The organism is Brevundimonas sp. BR2-1, assembly GCF_037626195.1.
Classification (GTDB): domain Bacteria; phylum Pseudomonadota; class Alphaproteobacteria; order Caulobacterales; family Caulobacteraceae; genus Brevundimonas.
Genome location: NZ_JARKMV010000001.1, coordinates 351,732 through 367,516, shown reverse-complemented (window position 1 = coordinate 367,516; position 15,785 = coordinate 351,732). Strand labels below are relative to the sequence as shown.

Below are 15,785 nucleotides of genomic sequence, written 5' to 3'. Positions count from 1 at the left end.
TCACTGTTCAAGGCGGGCGTCGGTCTATCTGTATGCGGCGAGCGTGGCAGGGCCTGCGGCCCCGTCATTGTCGATGACGGCCCCTCGCGCGGCTTCCGGGACGTGGGAGAGCAGCAGGGGATGACGCGCGGACGCCAGCAAGGATCGGGTGACGCCCCCGAACCACCGTTCGACGGAGGGCGAGCGGCTATAGCCGCCCAGAACGACCAGGTCCGCCCTCGCCGCGTTCGCCGCCGCGGTGATGGCCTCCGCCACGCCGTCTCCGTGCGAGTCCGCCCGCTGCACGGCGGTGCGAACGCCGGCCGCCCCAAGGGTCCCGGCCAGCTCGACCGCGCTTTCGGCCGCCGCCGCCTCATCGACGATCAGAATCGTCACGGCGGCGTCGGGCCCCATCAGCCCCAGGGCCTGATCGACCGCCTGTCTGGCCGCCGGGCTGCCGTTCCAGCCGATCAGCACCCGGCGGCCCAGATCCTCGTCCCAGTCCTCGGGGACCACCAGCACGGGCCGGGACGCCTTAAGGAGCAGGCGTTCGGCCGTCAGGGCCTCCGGCAGGCCCGGAAGGCGCGGGCGGCCGAGAACGACGAGGTCGCCGTCGGCGGCCCGTGCGATCGCCTGCGGGTCGTCGTTCCAGACGGGGCGAAATTCCGCCTCCACGCCGAAGGGCCGCACGACTGCGGCGAACGCGTTCCGGGCCGCCAGGACGAGGGCCTGCTCCTGCGCCGCCTGATGCTCCAGCACTTCGTGAATCGCGCCCGTTCCTCTTGCAAAGGTTTCCGGCGGGGACGGGGAGGGACGTTGCAGGCTGCGCAGGCCGATCAGTCCGGCGGGGAGTCGCCGCGCCAGGGCGGCGGCCTGTCGGACCAGCGCCTCTCCCTGAGGCGAGCCGTCCAGACAGACGGTGACCCGACGGACGGAACGAGGCATGGCGATCTCCCTGGATTCGCCGGCAGCCTGCCGTCTTCGTTCGTCCCCGGCATTGATCGAGCGCAAGGCGCCGGGAGCCGGATTCCGCCGCGCGTCCGGCCGCCGCCCCTTGAAGGCCGGTGGTCCTCGATCCGTCCCTCCAGGGACTCCGCCAGCCTTGCTTTGGATCAAGGCGACCGGATCGTCCCCGTGCAAGTCTGATGGCCTTCACTCCGGAGCATTTCATGGTCGCCTCAGTCCATCATCCCGCTCGGCCGTTTTCCCGGTTCTCCATCCTGATGCACTGGCTGATGCTGGCGCTGCTGGCCGCGGTCTATGCCTGCATGGAACTCCGGGAAATCTATCCGCGCGGCAGCGGGATCCGGGAAGGATTGAAGACCTGGCACTACATGCTCGGCCTCTCGGTTTTCGCCCTTGTATGGGTCCGGCTGGCGGCCCGCGCGCTCGCGCCTGCCGGACCTTCTCCCCGCACCTGGTCAGCCGTCCCGGCGGCGGTCGTGCACGGCGCCCTCTATCTCCTGATGGTCGCGATGCCGGTCATGGGCTGGGTGTTGCTGAGCGCGGAAGGCGACCCGGTTCCGTTTTTCGGTCTCACCCTTCCCCCGCTGGTCGCGCCCGATGAAGGGCTGGCCGGCCGGATCGAGGATATCCACGCGACCGTCGGCGTGGTTGGGTACTGGCTCATCGGCCTCCACGCCGCGGCGGCGCTGTTCCACCACTATGTGCTCAGGGATTCGACCCTTCGTCGCATGGCGCCGGGTTTTCCCCGATGAAGACGGTCCCGTTTCTTCGGCGTAGGTTGCGTCGCTTGCCCGGAGTCGCCGCATGAGCCGTCTCGCCCTGCATCCCGAGCGTCACCGCGTCGCCCGCATCGGCTGGTTGCGGGCCGCGGTCCTTGGCGCCAACGACGGACTGGTGTCGACCGCCAGCCTCGTGATGGGCGTTGCGGCGGCCCAGGTGACGCGCGAGGGGATACTGATCGCCGGCGTGGCGGGCCTTGTCGCCGGGGCGATGTCCATGGCGGCGGGAGAATATGTCTCCGTCAGCTCCCAATCCGACACCGAAAAGGCTGACCTTGCTCGCGAGACGGCGGAGCTGGCCGACGATCGCGAGGCGGAGGTCGCGGAACTGGCCGGGATCTACGCCGCTCGGGGCGTCGAGCCCGATCTGGCCCGGCAGGTGGCGCTCCAGCTCATGGCCAGGGACGCGCTCGGCTCGCATGCGCGGGACGAACTGGGGATTTCGGAGATCACGACGGCGCGTCCGGTTCAGGCGGCCTTGACCTCCGCCCTGACGTTCGCGTGCGGAGCCCTTGCACCGCTGGTTCTTGTCGCCCTGGCCCCGTTGCAGGGCCTGATCATCTGGGTTGGCGTCGGCGCCTTGGCGGGGCTGACGGGACTGGGCGGCCTCGGCGCCCTGGCGGGCGGAGCGAATGTCGGCCGGTCCGTTCTGCGGGTGGTCTTCTGGGGCGTGCTCGCGATGGGGGCCACGGTTGGCATCGGCCGGCTCTTTGGAACCGTCCTCTAGATGAAGGCGGCGCGACCCGGCCGGCCCGGGCCCGAAACCGTCACAGTTTCGCTGTTTGTTTTCGCCCACGGAGACCTGACATGACCCCGACGCCGGCGCCCGCCCTCAATCTTGGCACAGTTCAGAAGGTCCGGAAGGTCGCCGTCGGCGTCGCACTCCTGGGCTTGATCGCCCTGTCCGTGGTCAGCCAGTCCATCGGCGGCGTCGACGGGCCCTGGCACGAGTCGGTCGAGGCTGTCGGTCTTGGGGCGATCGTCGTCGCCATCGTCGGCCGCGCCTGGTGCACCCTCTATATCGGAGGACGGAAGAAGGCGGAGATCGTCGACCGGGGTCCCTATTCGATCAGCCGGAACCCGCTCTATGTCTTCAGCTTTATCGGGGCGTTCGGCATCGGCGCGCAAAGCGGCAGCCTCATTATCGGCGCTGCATTCCTGGGGGCCGCGGTCCTGGTGTTCCATTTTACGGTTCTCCGGGAAGAAGCCTTCCTGCTCCGGGAATTCGGCGAGAGCTATGCGAGGTATGTCGCCCGCACACCCCGGTTCTGGCCGCGGTTTTCGCTGTGGCGCGATGCGGAAGAAATAAGCGTCCGCCCGTCTCTCTTCTTGCTCACCATCCGGGACGGACTGGTGTTTCTGCTGGCTATCCCGCTGTTCGAACTGATCGATGCAGGCCAGGCGGTGCACTGGCTCGGAGTGGTGGCTCACCTTCCCTAGGGGGAACGGCGGCGGCCTACCGGCTGTCGCCCAGCGGTTCCGCCAGTCCGACGAGGATTCCCTCGGGCCCGCGGATGTAGCAGAGGCGGTACGCGGTTCCGTACTGAACCACCTCGCCGACCAGCTGAGCGCCATGCTTGCGCAATCTGGCGACGGTGTCGTCGATGTCGCTCACAGCGAACATGGCGCGCAGATAACCGAGGGCGTTCACCGGGGCGTTCCGGTGATCCGAGACGACGGACGGGACGAGGAAACGGCAGAGCTCAAGACGGCTGTGACCGTCAGGCGTGACCATCATGGCGATCTCCACGCGCTGATCGTGGAGTCCGGTGATGCGCCCGGCCCATTCCCCTTCGACCATGCCGCGCCCCTCCAGCGACAGGCCCAGTTCGGTGAAGAACGAGATGGCGTCATCGAGGGATTCCACCGCGATGCCGATATTGTCCATGCGCAGCAATTTGCTTTCGGTCATGATTTCGATCCTGTTCCGATGTGGCGTCGAGCAACCTAGGGAATCATGGCGTGGGAGTGAAAGGTCCAATCACGGTCGATCCCGACCACGTCCGCGAGTTCGCCGACGCCCGGGCCTTTTACGTCTGGCTCGGCAAGCACCACGCCAGCGAGAACGAGGTCTGGATAAAGATCCACAAGGTGGCCTCGGGCCTGCCGTCGATCACGCCGAAGGAGGCCATCGATGTCGCCCTGTGCTGGGGCTGGATCGACGCGGTGCGCAAGAGTTTCGACGAGACCAGCTATCTGCAGCGCTACACCCCGCGGACGAAGACCAGCATCTGGAGCCAGATCAACGTCGACAACGTCGCCCGCCTGATCGCCGGGGGGCGAATGACGGAGCACGGCCTGAAGGAGGTCGAGGCGGCCAAGGCCGACGGCCGATGGGCGCGGGCCTATGGCGGCAGCAAGGACATGGCCATCCCCGCCGATCTCCAGGCCGCCATAGACGCCGAGCCGAAGGCGAAGGAGATGTTCGGCAAGCTCAGCGCCCAGAACCGTTTCGCCCTGGCGTTCCGCACCCACAACATGAAGACCGAGGCCGGGCGAAGGAAGAAGATCGCGGACCTGGTCGAGATGCTGAAGCGCGGCGAGACCCCGCATCCCCAGAAAGAGCGCTGATGGCGTCGGCCCTGTCCGGAGACCTGTTCGGCGCGCCCGCCGCCGCGCGGATCGAGCGCCTGTTCGTCGGCCTCATGCTGCCGCCGGACCAGGCCGGGGCGGCGTCGAAGGCGCTGGAGGAGGCGCGCCTTGATCACGGGCTGAGGGGCTCTCCCATTCGCTCCGACCGGCTGCACATCACCCTGATCCACGTCGGCGACTATGAGAATTCGCTGCCGCGGAGCGTGATCACGGACATCCGGAACGCCATGGACGGCCTGTCCGAAGCCGCCTTCGACGTGACCTTCGACCGCGCCGCCAGTTTCGCGGGTGCGCCCGGAAAACACCCGTATGTCCTGCTGGGCGGGGAAGGTGTCGAGGCGCTGGGCGCCTTCCGGAGCCGGCTGTTCAGGGCGCTGTTGCGCGCGGGCGTCCGCACCCTGTCGCGAGAGGCCTTCACCCCGCACCTGACCCTGACATACGGGGACCGCCAACTGCCGGAGCGCATCATTGAACCGGTCGGCTGGCGCGCGGCCGACTTCCTGCTGATTCACAGTGAGGTCGGGCGATCGATCTATCACACACTCGGCCGCTGGCCCCTGCGCGGCTGAGTCCCTAGGCTTCGCCGGGAATCGCGCAGACGCGCGGTCAGAGGGAGAACGGCATGGCGCGCAAGCCGACGACATCCGGTACGCCGCGCAAGCGCTCGCCTCGCCCGGTGAAGATCGCGCCCGGCGTCGCGGTCGAGGCCGCGCCGCCTTCCGCACCCGCGAAGAAGCCGATCTGGAGCCACCTCTATTTCCAGGTCCTGACTGCCATCGCTCTCGGCGCCCTGATCGGCCATTTCTGGCCATCGTTCGGGGAAGGGCTGAAGCCGCTGGGGGACGCCTTCATCCGGCTGGTGAAGATGATCATCGCCCCGGTGATCTTCCTGACCGTGGCCACCGGCATCGCCCATCTGCGCGACCTGGGGAAGCTGGGAAAGGTGGTGAGCAAGGCCTTCGCCTATTTCCTGACCTTCTCGACCCTGGCGCTGATCGTCGGCCTGATCGTCGCCAATGTCGTGCGGCCCGGCGCGGGCATGAATGTGGATCCCGCGACGCTCGATCCGGCCGCGGTCGGGACCTATGTCCAGAAGGCGCACGAGACCGACATCGTCGCCTTCCTGATGAACATCATTCCCGAGACCGTGGTCGGCGCCTTCGCTGGCGGCGAGATCCTGCAGGTGCTTTTCTTCGCCATCCTGTTCGGGGTTTCGCTGGCGATCATCGGCGACCGGGCCCAGCCGGTAATGACGGTGCTGGAAAGCGTGTCCGAGGCCTTCTTCAAACTGGTCGCCATATTGATGAAGGCGGCGCCCATCGGGGCCTTCGGCGCCTTCGCGTTCACCATCGGCCGCTACGGCATCGGATCGGTGATCAATCTCGCGGCCCTGGTGGCGACCTTCTACCTGACCTCGGCCTTCTTCGTTGTGGTGGTGCTGGGCGCCGTGGCGAGGGTGAACGGCTTCTCGATCTTCAAGCTGATCCGCTATCTGAAGGAGGAACTGCTGCTCGTCCTCGGCACCTCCTCGTCCGAGGCGGCCCTGCCCAGCCTGATCGAGAAGATGGGCCGCGCCGGCTGCGACAGGTCGGTGGTCGGGCTGGTCGTGCCCACGGGCTATTCGTTCAATCTGGACGGCACCAACATCTACATGACCCTGGCCGCCCTGTTCATCGCCCAGGCCTGCGGCGTCGATCTGTCGCTCTGGGATCAGCTGCTTCTGCTGGCCGTGGCCATGCTCAGCTCCAAGGGAGCGGCGGGCGTGACGGGCGCCGGCTTCATCACCCTGGCCGCCACCCTGGCGGTCGTGCCCTCGGTGCCGGTCGCCGGCATGGCCCTGATCCTCGGAGTCGACCGGTTCATGAGCGAATGCCGGGCCCTGACCAATTTCACCGGCAACGCCGTGGCCACCATCGTCGTGGCGAAGTGGGAAAGGGGTCTGGACCGGGAGGCGCTGGACCGGGCGCTGTCTGGAACGTCCGGCCCGATAGCCGTCGGAGCCAGGCAGGCGGACGAGGACTGACCGGCGGTCAGGTCTTTCGCGCCGCCTGCTCGCGTCGATACTGATCGACCGGGAGTCCGCCGACGCCCCAGTCTTCCAGCGCGGTCTCGTCGATGACCACGAAGGTGGTGGCCGGGTTCTTGTCCAGCACCTCGACCAGCAGATCGGTGACGCCCTTGATCAGGCGGGCCTTCTGTTCGGGCGTCGCGCCCTCGCGTGTGATGCGGATGTTGACGTAGGGCATGGGGTCAGGACTCCTCGATGAGGTCGAAATGGAAGACCTTGGCGATGATCCGCCACTCGCCGTCCAGACGGATGAAGGTCAGAAAGTCCGTGAACCGCTTGGGTCCGATGGCGCATTCGGCGCGGACAAGGGCGGTGACCGGTCCGGCGAGTTCGATCGAGATGATCCGGTCGGCGCGTGGCTCCGACCGGCTGGCGGGGGAGGGGCGGGCGTCCACCATGGGAAAATACTCCTCCATCGACAGCCGCGTCAGCGTCCCGCCCGAGGCGCAAACGTACTGCGCCTCAGGATGGAAAACCCGCCCCAGCCGGACAGTGTCGCTCAGATACAGTCCGTCGAAATAGTCGGTCATCGCCGCCGCGATTTCAGCAAAGGGTGCTGGTCCGTTCATGGTGCGACCAGGCCTTCGGCCGCCATGGCCTCGCGGACGGCGGGGCGTCCCGCAATCCGGGCGCCGTGCGCCTCCAGCCGCGGCCAGCGATCCAGGCCGATGCCGGTCGGCTCGGCCCAGCCTGCGATGACGAACAGATGGGCGTCGGCCACCGAATAGGCCTCGCCCAGCACAAAGCTCCGGCCGTCGGCGAACAGGGTCTCGATATGATCCAGCTTTGCGGCGATCCGGGTTGCGGCCGCCTCGCGGTTCTGTGGCGAAGTAGCCGAATTGAACAGCGGGCTGAAGGCGCTGTGCAACTCCGAAGCGATGAAATTCAGCTGCTCCTGCAGCCGGGCGCGGGCCAGAAGATCGTCAGGAACCAGCCCCGCGTCCGGCTTCAGTCCGCCGACGTATTGCAGCAGTGCGGCGCTCTCGGTCAGGACCTGGCCATCGTCCAGCTGCAGGGCGGCGACCTGACCCTTGGGATTGATCGACCGGAAGTCCGCGCCTGTTTCCGTGCGTCCGGTCTTCGCATCGACCCGCTCCATCTCGAACGGAACGTCCAGTTCGCGCAGGACGATGTGGGTCGCCAGCGAGCAGGCGCCGGGGCTGTAGAAGAGTTTCATGGCAAGCGGCCTTTCGAACCGGAGGGGTGCGCCCCACAGCTAGCCACGGCGGTATCCATTGGAAACCCGGTAACTTGAGGTTACCTGCTGTTTGCGGTATCTGCGCGGTAACCCGCCGGACGAAACCATGCCGCTCAAGATCAGAAAGAACCGCTCCGGCGCGCCGCCCCCGGGCTGCCAGCTGGCGCAATGCATGTCCCTGATCAACGGCGCATGGACGCCGCATGTGATCTGGCATCTACGAGCCGGCCCGCGCCGGTTCAGCGAACTGCGAATCGACATCCCGGCCGTTTCGGCCAAGGTGCTGACCACCCGTCTGCGGGAACTGGAGGCGAAGGGCGTGCTCACCCGCGCGGTTCTGCCGACCTCGCCTCCATCCGTCGAATACGCCCTGACCGCGCTGGGCCGTGAACTGGGCCCCGTTATTCAGGCCATCGTCGATGTCAGCGACCGCCTGAAGGCGGCGGCCGACTGACGTCTGCGATCAGCCCCGCGCCGCGCGCTCAAGCTCGGCGACGTTCAGCCGCTTCATCTGCATCATCGCGTCGAACACGCGCTTCCGGACGCCCGCGTCGGGGTCGGCCAGCAGGCGGTTCAGGGCATAGGGCACGATCTGCCAGGACATGCCGTAGCGGTCCTTGACCCAGCCGCACTGCTCGGCCTCGGGCACCGCGGACAGGGCTTCGGTCAGGCGGTCGACCTCGGCCTGGTCCTCGCAGTCGATCTGCAGGGAAACGGCCTCGTTGAATTTGAAGATCGGGCCGCCATTCAGCGCCGTGTAGCGGCTGCCGGCCAAGGTGAACTCGACCAGCAGGACATCGCCGGCCTTGCCGTCAGGGTAGTCGCCCGGGGAGTGGACGACGGCGTCGATGCGCGAATCCGGAAGCAAAGAAACATAGAAGCGGGCGGCTTCCTCGCCCTGTTTGTCGAACCACAGGCAGGGAATGACCTTCTGGCGGGGAGGGAGGGCGGTCATGGGGCGTCTCCTTTTGCTGACAGGGCCTTATATTAAACTAATCGGTTAAATGCAAACGCCGGCGGCGGCTTGCGGTTCCGGCGCGGCGTCGCCACACAGGCGTCATGACCCCGACTCTCTACGGCATCCCCAACTGCGACACCGTCAAGAAGGCCCGTGTCTGGTTGGCGGAGCACGATGTCGCCTTTGACTTCCACGACTACAAGAAGGCCGGGATCGACCGCGCGCGCGTCGAGAGCTGGGTGGCGGAGCATGGCTGGGAGACGGTCCTGAACCGCGCCGGGACGACTTTCAAGGCGCTGCCGGCCGCCGCCAAGGCCGACCTCAATGCGGCCAAGGCCGTCCACCTGATGCTGACCCAGCCGTCGATGATCAAAAGGCCGGTGCTGGATCTGGGCGGCCGGACGCTGGTCGGTTTCAAGCCCGACCGCTACGCCGAAGCGGTGATCTAGCGGATCAGGGTGAAAGTCGCCGGCTGCCCGCTCTGGGCGTCGGCGCTCAGCCAGACGTCGAACAGGCCGGGCTCGGTCGTGGGGCGCAGGTCCGCACCGAGGAAGCTGAGCTCCGCGAACGTCAACGGCAGGGTGACCTCCAGCGAACCGCCCGCGGGTACGGTCACGCGGCGGAAGCCCTTCAACAGACGGATCGGCTGGGTGATCGAGGCGGCCTTGTCGCGAATGTAGAGCTGGACGACCTCGGACGCCGCCCGGGCGCCCGGATTGGTCAGGGTCACGCTCGCCGTGATCGTGCCGTTCCAGGCCATGGTCGGAGCGGAAAGGCGGACGGCCGAGTAGCTGACGGTCCCGTAGGTCAGACCATGTCCGAACGGGTAGAGGGCCAGATGCGGCGCCTCGCGGAATTTGGCGGTGAACTCGGTGTCGGTCGGCTGCGACGGCCGGCCGGTGGTCTTGTGTGCGTAGTAGAAGGGCGATTGTCCCGACCGGTACGGGAAGCTGACGGGCAGCCGGCCGGTCGGGGCGTGGTCGCCGAACAGGACGTCGGCCACGGAATTCCCCGTCTCCGAGCCGAGGAACCAGGTGACCAGGATGGCGGGGGCGTCCTTCACGGCGCCGGCCAGTTCCATGCCGCGGCCGTTGCGCAGCAGAACCACCACGGGCTTGCCGGTCGCCGCCACGGCCTGCGCCAGCGCCAGCTGCGGCGCGGGCACGCCGATGTCGACGCGCGACTTGGACTCGGCCGACATCGCCTGCGACTCGCCGACGGCCAGCAGCACGACGTCTGCCTGCGAGGCGGCCATCACCGCCGCCTCGATCCCGCCGGCGATCGGCGCCTCGACGTCCGAACCCTTGACCACGGTCAGGCTGGAGCCTTCGCCCAGCGCCGTCCGGAGCCCCTGTTCCAGCGACACCGCCAGCTTCGGATCCTTGAAGATCGACCACGGCCCGAACAGGTCGGTCGTATCCGCCCCGAACGGCCCGATCAGGGCGTAGCGTTTGCCCGTCTTCGGCAGGGGCAGCAGGCCGCCCTCGTTCTTCAGCATCACGATCGACTTGCGGCCCGCCTCGCGCGCGAGAGCCAGATGCTCACGGCTGCCGTGGACCCGGCGCTCCGTGCGCACGTCGGAGCCGCGGTACGGATTTTCGAACAGGCCCAGCGCGGCCTTGGTCATCAGCACCCGCCGCACGGCCTCGTCTACCCGCGCCATCGGCACGTCGCCGGACTGGACCAGTTCCGGGATGTGTTTGAGGTACAGTCCGCTCTTCATCGACATGTCGACGCCGGCCATCAGGGCCAGACGGGCGGCGTCGCGTCCGTCGGCGGCGTAGCCGTGAGCGATCAGCTCCTGCTCCGAGGTATAGTCCGAGACCACGAAGCCGGCGAAACCCCACTCGCCGCGCAGGATGTCGGTCAGCAGCCATTTGTTGCCGCTGGTCGGGACGCCGTTCAGGTCGTTGAAGGCGCTCATGGTCGACAGGGCGCCTGCGTCGAAGGCGGCCTTGAACGGCGGCAGATAGACCGAGCGGAGCTCCAGCTCGCTCATGTCGGTGGAGTTGTAGTCCATGCCCGCCTCGGCCGCGCCATAGGCGGCGAAATGCTTGGGACAGGCCAGTAGGGACGACCAGGCCTTCAGGTCGTCGCCCTGGAAGCCACGGGTCCGGGCGGCGGCGAACAGATTGCCCAGCAGCACGTCCTCGCCCGCGCCCTCGACCACCCGGCCCCAGCGCTGGTCGCGGCCTATGTCCACCATGGGGGCGTAGGTCTGGTGCACGCCCGCGGCCCCGCCCTCGACGGCCGCCGCCCGGGCCGTGCGCATGGCCAGATCCGTGTCCCAGCTGGCCGTCTCGCCCAACGGCACCGGGAAGGTGGTGCGCAGGCCGTGGACGATGTCGGCGGCGAACAGCAGGGGAATGCCCAGCCGGCTGTCGCGGACGGCCATGTCCTGCACCATCCGCGCGCCCTGCGCGCCGACGCCGTTGAACAGGGCGCCGACCCGTCCCGCGCGGATATCGGCGGCGACGGCGGCCTGGTCCGGATTGAAGTCGCCGGGATTCACGCCCTCGGGCCGCCAGCGGAAGGGGTCGTTCAGCAGGTTCAGCTGGCCCGCCTTCTCCTCGATCGTCATGCGGGCGATCAGGGCGTTGACCCGGTCCAGGTCCGCCGCAGCCTGCGCCGCCGCGATCCGCGGCGCCATGACCATTCCGGCCGCCATCGCGCCTCCGGCCAGAAGCGTGCGGCGGGTCGGGGCGGGGAAGGGGGCGTGACGCATGTGTAACCGGTTCCACTGGCAGACAGGTCAGACCTAACGGCCGGGCCGGTCCGCGCCTAGCCCGCGGCGATCACAACCGGTTGCGGGAGGCCTCGCTCGATCGGCGCAACCAGTCGATCAGCGCCCTTCTCTCCGCCGCCGAACCGCCCTGATAGGGCATGGTGGTGCCGGGCACGACGGCGTCAGGGTCGGCCAGGAACCGTTCCAGCGTGGCCGCGTCCCACACCAGACCCCGTTGGCCGGCGGCCTCCATGGCGTCGGAATAGGCGAAACTCCGGACGGCGCCCGCCCGCCGCCCCAGCACGTCGCCCAGCCGGGGCGCCGACTCCTCGTTCGACCGCAGGGAATGACAGGCCGCGCACCGCTGGAACGCGCGCGCGCCGGGGTCGGTCTGTGGCGGGGGCGGGGCGGCGAAGACCGCGAGCAGCAGCCAGATTGCGGTCACGCCTCAGCCGCCGTACCGGATGACGACCAGCCGGTCCGTGCCGGACTCCGCGCCCCAGACCTCTCCGGGACGGCCCAGCATCTGGCGCACATTGGCCCCGGGGCGGTCGCTCGGGAAGCTCTGGAACGTCTCGGTCGTCGGGTCGAAGCGGACGATGGCGTTGGCCGCGAAGTCGGTCAGCCAGACCTTGTCGGTCTCGTCGACATAGACCGAGTAGGTTTTCGGGGCCTCTCCGGGCAGTTTCCAGGTCCGCCAGCTGTTGTCGCGGGGATCGTGGACGCTGACGTTGCCGCTGTTCCATTCGCTGACCCAGATGCGGCCCTGACTGTCCGACCAGACGCGCCGCGCGCCCTGGTTCGGGGTCGGCGGCTCGACGATCGTGGCCTCGCCGGTGTCGAGGTCGATCTTCGCGATATGGCTGCCGGCCAGCGAGGCGTACCAGACGTCGCCCGAGGGCGTGGTGGTGATCCCGTAAGGCCCGCGGCCGCGAGGGGCGGCCCAGACCTTCATGTCGTCCGTCGCGGGATCGAGCCGGCCGTAGAAGCCCGTCTGGCCGGTGAACCAGATGCGGCCGCGGTGGTCGAAGGTCGCGGTGTTCATGTTCACCGGTCCGGTCTCCGCCGGCAGGGGCCAGACCCTGACCTCGCGTGTGGTCCGGTCGACCCGCACGATCGCGTTCTGGCCGCCGTCCGTGATCCAGGCGTTTCCGTCGGGCCCGACAATGACGCCATGGGGCGCCGAACCTTCGCCCAGCGGCACGATCGTGGTCTCGCCGGTGTCAGGATCGAGGATGCCGTGGGCGCCGCCGCGCTGGACTGTCCACCAGACCTCCTCGCCGTCGGCGGTGACGGCGATGTCATGAGCCCGCCCGCCCGGAGGCGCCTCATAGTACCGGACCTGCTGAGCCGTCGCGGGAGCGGGCAGGGTGCAGGCGACCATGGCGCAGGCGGCCATGGGGGCGGCAAGGGCGATCCAGAAACGGTTCATGGCGCTGACCTCCTCGGTTCGACGCGGGATCATAGCGCAATAGCGCGCGTTCAGCCCTCGACGTCGACCTCGGGTCGGTCGTGGCCGTCGGCGCGCTCTGTGATCCAGCGGCCCGAGGCGTCGGCGTATTCGATCAGCGTGTCCTCGTCCGGCACCTTCTGCTCGCGGGCCACGGCGACGGCGGCGGCCCGCGCCGCGTCATGGGTCGGATAGGTCTCGGAATAGGTGCCGCCCGACTGGTAGGCCCAGCCTCCGTCGTGTTCGACGATGCGATAGGTGATCTGGACCATGGGGAGGCTCCGGTGAGGGGCTGAGTGTCGGCCAGCGAACGCAAGGCCGCAAGATGGGTTGCGCCGCCGGTTCGGGGCGGGCCCGCAATTCGTTCGCCCGGCCGCATCCGCTGGCGCGGTTGGCGACGACTACCCTATGAAAGCGCGGGCAAGGCGTCCGCCGAATGGGGAGTGAAGACCATGGAAGACCTGTTCCGTTCGTACTGGTGGCTGCTGTTCCCGCTGGCCTGGTTCATCTACGGCGGCTTCAACAGCCTGCTGAACTACCGGCGGCAGAAGGATACGCTGGACCTGATCAAGACCTATGCGGCCAAGGGCCAGGAGCCCCCGGAGGCCCTGCTGAAGGTCTTGGAGCGTCCGATCGACGCTGATGACGATTCCTGGCATTCGCGGCGGGGCGAGGGCAGCCGCATGAACGACGGCAACTGGTTCTCGGTGGTGCTGTTCGGGGTCATGGGCGCGGGTTTCGCCTACGCCAGCTGGGCCGACATCTACGGCGCCGGAGAGGCCTTCCTGATCGTGGCCTTCGTCCTGGGCGCCCTGTGCCTGGCCAGTCTCGTTTCGGCCCTGATGGGACGCCGGCGGGGCTGATGCCCGACCGGGACCGGGGGCATGGACGGACTTGTGACAGACGCCGAACTGGTCAGCCGCGCGCTGAACGGCTCGGACTCCGCCTTCTCGCGGCTGGTCGAGCGGCATCAGGCGGCGGTTCGGGGCTTTCTGCGCCGGGCCCTGGGCGGGGGCTGGGCCGAGGCGGACGATGTGGCCCAGGACGCCTTTCTGGCCGCCTGGCGGTCGCTGCGGTCGCTCAGGGATCCCGGCGGCGTCCGCGCCTGGCTGTGCGGCATCGCCTGGCGCAAGGCCCAGGACCGGATCCGCAGCTCGCGCCGCGGCGCGGTTCGCGACAGCCTCTGGCTGGAGACGGCCGAAACGCCGGCGGGCGTTTCGCACGAGGACCGGCTGTCCATGATCGCGGCGATGGCCGAACTGCCGCCGGACGTACGGGCCTGCGTCGCCCTGTGTCTGGCCGACGGCTGGTCGCACGGCGAGGCGTCGGCGGCTCTGGGCTTGCCTCTCGGCACGGTGAAGTCGCATGTTGCGCGCGGTCGGGCGCGGTTGCTGAAAGCGCTCGGAGGGTCCGATGACGCCTGAACAGAAACTCCACGCCCTGTTCGCCGCGGAAACGCCGCCGGCGCGGGACTACGCCTTCCAGGCGCAGGTCGCGCAGCGCATCGCCCTGCGCCGCGCCTGGATGACGGTCGCGGCCCTCGTACCCTGGGGCGTGGCCGCTGTGGCCATCCTGTGGGCCCTGACGCCGGTCGTCGGCCCGCTGGGTCAGGATATCGCCGCCCTGATCCCCGCCGCCGGTATGCTGGCGGGCGTGGCGGTCAGCGCCGGCGCCGCCCTGTGGCTGTCGCGGCGGTTCAACGCAGCCTGACGGTCGCCGCCACGCCGAAGTGATCGGACGGATATTCCCCGCCAGTCGGCTCGGCGCCGATCACGGCGGCGCGCACCGGGGCGAACCGGGCCGCCTCGGCGAAGATATGATCGATGACGCGCGGGGGATGGTTCTTCGCCGGGTTCAGGGTCGTCGGGGCCGAGCCGCGGGGCAGGGCGCTGAAGAACCGTTCGCCCGTCAGCGCCGCCAGACCGGCGTCTTCCTGCACCGCATTGAAGTCGCCGGTGGCGATCAGCGGCGTTCCGTCCTTCGGCAGCCAGCCCATCAGATCCGCGATCTGGCGCGCCCGCACGGCCTGGGCGTCCGCCTGCCACGCCAGATGGGTGTTGACGATGTCGACGGCGCGGCCGCGCAGGTCGACGCGCACCCGTACGGCGGTCCGGTAGTCGTCCAGCGGCTCCAGCTTCTTCCAGTCGTGCGCCAGCACCGGCAAGCGGCTCAGGATCGCATTGCCGTACCGGCGCGGGGCGTCCTCGGGGTCGGTGGAGACGAAATGCATCTCATAGCCGCCCAGGGCGTCCGCCACGGTGCGCGCCTGGTTGGGCAGGCCGACGGCGGCGTCTTCCAGCACCTCCTGCAAGGCGATGACGTCGGGATTTTCGGCGCGAATCGCGGCGATCAGCAGCGGCTGCCGCGCGGCCCAGTCGCCCTGATTGTGCCAGATGTTGAACGTGACCAGCGTCAGCGTCGGCCCCGACGCACCGGTCGCCACGCCCGTTCCGGCCGCGCAGGCGGTCAGTGGTGCGGCGGCCAGTCCGGCCAGAAGGATGCGGCGGTCGATCATCGGCGGGTCTCCGGTCGGTTTGTTTCCCCGCCTTACGAAAGTTTCACCTCGCCGTCCGCATCCATGCGGTCTCTTCACAGCCTCTTGTCGTCAGAAGGCCGAGGCATCACGCTCCGGTCTGACAAGAGAAGGGGATACCCACATGGAAGATTTCATCCCGCTGGTGGCCATTCTGTCGGTCTTCGGCACCATCACCGCCATCGCCTTCGGGCCGAGCTACCTGAAGTTCCGCGAACGCCGCGAAATGCAGGAAACCGTCCGCCGCGCCATCGACAAGGGTCAGGACCTGCCGCCCGAGGTTATCGACGCGATGACCAAGGACGTCACCAAGAACCTGCCCTCGCGAACCCGCGACATTCGCCGCGGCATCATCTGGCTGGCGGTCGGCATCGGCATCGCAGCCTTCAGCCTGATCAACAACATGGGCTGGCAGGGCGGCGACGACTGGCACGGCAATGTCGGCGACGGCCTGCTGGGCATCGCGGCCATCCCGGCCACCATCGGCCTAGCCTATCTGGTCCTGAGCTTCTTCAACAAGAACAAGGACTGAGCCGG

At 68.4% G+C, this 15,785-nt stretch carries 23 protein-coding genes; 12 read left to right on the top strand and 11 right to left on the bottom strand.

The genetic code is table 11. The annotated features are described in order from the left end of the window. Window positions 1-24: 24 nt before the first annotated feature. A complete protein-coding gene (locus BrevBR_RS01885) occupies window positions 25-924 on the bottom strand; it encodes a universal stress protein (RefSeq protein ID WP_339999744.1) in 900 nt (299 codons plus the stop codon). A 224-nt stretch (window positions 925-1,148) separates the two neighbouring features. Here BrevBR_RS01885 and BrevBR_RS01880 point away from each other — a divergent pair, with 224 nt between their 5' ends. The 3 genes from BrevBR_RS01880 to BrevBR_RS01870 all read left to right on the top strand — a co-directional run bounded on the left by BrevBR_RS01880 (window position 1,149) and on the right by BrevBR_RS01870 (window position 3,164). After that, the gene (locus tag BrevBR_RS01880; protein WP_339999743.1) at window positions 1,149-1,697 is read left to right on the top strand and encodes a cytochrome b; all 549 of its coding nucleotides are present in this window, start codon (window positions 1,149-1,151) and stop codon (window positions 1,695-1,697) included. A 52-nt stretch (window positions 1,698-1,749) separates the two neighbouring features. Beyond that, the gene (locus tag BrevBR_RS01875) at window positions 1,750-2,451 is read left to right on the top strand and encodes a VIT1/CCC1 transporter family protein (protein ID WP_332640740.1); all 702 of its coding nucleotides are present in this window, start codon (window positions 1,750-1,752) and stop codon (window positions 2,449-2,451) included. An 80-nt stretch (window positions 2,452-2,531) separates the two neighbouring features. Then, entirely contained in the window at window positions 2,532-3,164 is a 633-nt protein-coding gene (locus tag BrevBR_RS01870; RefSeq protein ID WP_332640738.1) for a methyltransferase family protein, read from the top strand. Between the two features lie 16 nt (window positions 3,165-3,180). Here the strand turns inward: BrevBR_RS01870 and BrevBR_RS01865 are convergent, their stop codons facing one another. Beyond that, window positions 3,181-3,636, bottom strand: coding sequence for a VOC family protein (locus BrevBR_RS01865; RefSeq protein WP_332640737.1), 456 nt, complete (start codon window positions 3,634-3,636; stop codon window positions 3,181-3,183). A 56-nt stretch (window positions 3,637-3,692) separates the two neighbouring features. Here BrevBR_RS01865 and BrevBR_RS01860 point away from each other — a divergent pair, with 56 nt between their 5' ends. The 3 genes from BrevBR_RS01860 to BrevBR_RS01850 are packed head-to-tail and all read left to right on the top strand — an operon-like array spanning window position 3,693 to window position 6,339. Beyond that, window positions 3,693-4,295 (top strand): YdeI/OmpD-associated family protein, encoded by a 603-nt coding sequence (locus BrevBR_RS01860; protein WP_339999742.1) that lies wholly within the window; start codon window positions 3,693-3,695, stop codon window positions 4,293-4,295. Then, the gene (locus BrevBR_RS01855; RefSeq protein ID WP_339999741.1) at window positions 4,295-4,885 is read left to right on the top strand and encodes a 2'-5' RNA ligase family protein; all 591 of its coding nucleotides are present in this window, start codon (window positions 4,295-4,297) and stop codon (window positions 4,883-4,885) included. Before BrevBR_RS01860 ends, BrevBR_RS01855 begins: the two co-directional genes overlap by 1 nt. Window positions 4,886-4,938: 53 nt before the next feature. Continuing rightward, on the top strand, window positions 4,939-6,339 hold the full coding sequence (locus tag BrevBR_RS01850) for a dicarboxylate/amino acid:cation symporter (protein WP_339999740.1): 1,401 nt from the start codon (window positions 4,939-4,941) through the stop codon (window positions 6,337-6,339). Window positions 6,340-6,346: 7 nt separating this feature from the next. Here the strand turns inward: BrevBR_RS01850 and BrevBR_RS01845 are convergent, their stop codons facing one another. From BrevBR_RS01845 to gstA, 3 genes are read right to left on the bottom strand one after another with little or no spacing between them, the layout of a single operon-like run. Then, window positions 6,347-6,562 carry a tautomerase family protein gene (locus BrevBR_RS01845; protein WP_332640733.1) on the bottom strand — a complete coding sequence of 72 codons (216 nt, stop codon included), beginning with the start codon at window positions 6,560-6,562 and terminating at the stop codon, window positions 6,347-6,349. 4 nt (window positions 6,563-6,566) lie between these two features. Further along, a complete protein-coding gene (locus BrevBR_RS01840) occupies window positions 6,567-6,953 on the bottom strand; it encodes a nuclear transport factor 2 family protein (RefSeq protein WP_332640732.1) in 387 nt (128 codons plus the stop codon). After that, window positions 6,950-7,561 carry a glutathione transferase GstA gene (gstA, locus tag BrevBR_RS01835; protein ID WP_339999739.1) on the bottom strand — a complete coding sequence of 204 codons (612 nt, stop codon included), beginning with the start codon at window positions 7,559-7,561 and terminating at the stop codon, window positions 6,950-6,952. The genes BrevBR_RS01840 and gstA overlap by 4 nt, the downstream gene beginning before the upstream one ends. Window positions 7,562-7,688: 127 nt before the next feature. Between gstA and BrevBR_RS01830 the strand changes: the two genes are divergently transcribed. Continuing rightward, window positions 7,689-8,036 carry a winged helix-turn-helix transcriptional regulator gene (locus BrevBR_RS01830; protein ID WP_332640730.1) on the top strand — a complete coding sequence of 116 codons (348 nt, stop codon included), beginning with the start codon at window positions 7,689-7,691 and terminating at the stop codon, window positions 8,034-8,036. 9 nt (window positions 8,037-8,045) lie between these two features. On the opposite strand, the gene BrevBR_RS01825 is transcribed toward BrevBR_RS01830, so the two are convergent. Next, window positions 8,046-8,537, bottom strand: coding sequence for a VOC family protein (locus BrevBR_RS01825; protein ID WP_332640729.1), 492 nt, complete (start codon window positions 8,535-8,537; stop codon window positions 8,046-8,048). Window positions 8,538-8,641: 104 nt separating this feature from the next. Here BrevBR_RS01825 and BrevBR_RS01820 point away from each other — a divergent pair, with 104 nt between their 5' ends. Further along, entirely contained in the window at window positions 8,642-8,989 is a 348-nt protein-coding gene (locus BrevBR_RS01820; protein WP_339999738.1) for an arsenate reductase, read from the top strand. Here BrevBR_RS01820 and BrevBR_RS01815 read toward each other — a convergent pair. The 4 genes from BrevBR_RS01815 to BrevBR_RS01800 form a co-directional block, all read right to left on the bottom strand. After that, complete coding sequence (locus BrevBR_RS01815; RefSeq protein ID WP_339999737.1) at window positions 8,986-11,265, bottom strand: glycoside hydrolase family 3 N-terminal domain-containing protein; 2,280 nt, start codon at window positions 11,263-11,265, stop codon at window positions 8,986-8,988. The two genes, BrevBR_RS01820 and BrevBR_RS01815, sit on opposite strands and share 4 nt — an antisense overlap. Before the next feature lie 70 nt (window positions 11,266-11,335). After that, window positions 11,336-11,710, bottom strand: a complete 375-nt coding sequence (locus tag BrevBR_RS01810; protein ID WP_332640725.1) for a c-type cytochrome — start codon at window positions 11,708-11,710, stop codon at window positions 11,336-11,338. Window positions 11,711-11,713: 3 nt separating this feature from the next. Continuing rightward, complete coding sequence (locus tag BrevBR_RS01805; RefSeq protein ID WP_339999736.1) at window positions 11,714-12,697, bottom strand: Vgb family protein; 984 nt, start codon at window positions 12,695-12,697, stop codon at window positions 11,714-11,716. 50 nt (window positions 12,698-12,747) lie between these two features. Further along, window positions 12,748-12,987, bottom strand: a complete 240-nt coding sequence (locus BrevBR_RS01800) for a DUF2188 domain-containing protein (RefSeq protein ID WP_332640723.1) — start codon at window positions 12,985-12,987, stop codon at window positions 12,748-12,750. A gap of 180 nt (window positions 12,988-13,167) precedes the next feature. Here BrevBR_RS01800 and BrevBR_RS01795 point away from each other — a divergent pair, with 180 nt between their 5' ends. The 3 genes from BrevBR_RS01795 to BrevBR_RS01785 are packed head-to-tail and all read left to right on the top strand — an operon-like array spanning window position 13,168 to window position 14,425. Continuing rightward, window positions 13,168-13,578, top strand: coding sequence for a hypothetical protein (locus BrevBR_RS01795; RefSeq protein ID WP_339999735.1), 411 nt, complete (start codon window positions 13,168-13,170; stop codon window positions 13,576-13,578). Between the two features lie 21 nt (window positions 13,579-13,599). Further along, on the top strand, window positions 13,600-14,139 hold the full coding sequence (locus BrevBR_RS01790; protein WP_339999734.1) for an RNA polymerase sigma factor: 540 nt from the start codon (window positions 13,600-13,602) through the stop codon (window positions 14,137-14,139). Then, window positions 14,129-14,425 carry a hypothetical protein gene (locus BrevBR_RS01785; RefSeq protein WP_332640720.1) on the top strand — a complete coding sequence of 99 codons (297 nt, stop codon included), beginning with the start codon at window positions 14,129-14,131 and terminating at the stop codon, window positions 14,423-14,425. The genes BrevBR_RS01790 and BrevBR_RS01785 overlap by 11 nt, the downstream gene beginning before the upstream one ends. Here the strand turns inward: BrevBR_RS01785 and BrevBR_RS01780 are convergent. Further along, window positions 14,412-15,230, bottom strand: a complete 819-nt coding sequence (locus BrevBR_RS01780) for an endonuclease/exonuclease/phosphatase family protein (protein ID WP_332640719.1) — start codon at window positions 15,228-15,230, stop codon at window positions 14,412-14,414. The two genes, BrevBR_RS01785 and BrevBR_RS01780, sit on opposite strands and share 14 nt — an antisense overlap. Window positions 15,231-15,372: 142 nt before the next feature. Here BrevBR_RS01780 and BrevBR_RS01775 point away from each other — a divergent pair, with 142 nt between their 5' ends. Next, window positions 15,373-15,780, top strand: coding sequence for a DUF6249 domain-containing protein (locus BrevBR_RS01775; protein WP_332640718.1), 408 nt, complete (start codon window positions 15,373-15,375; stop codon window positions 15,778-15,780). The last annotated feature ends 5 nt before the right edge of the window (window positions 15,781-15,785 follow it).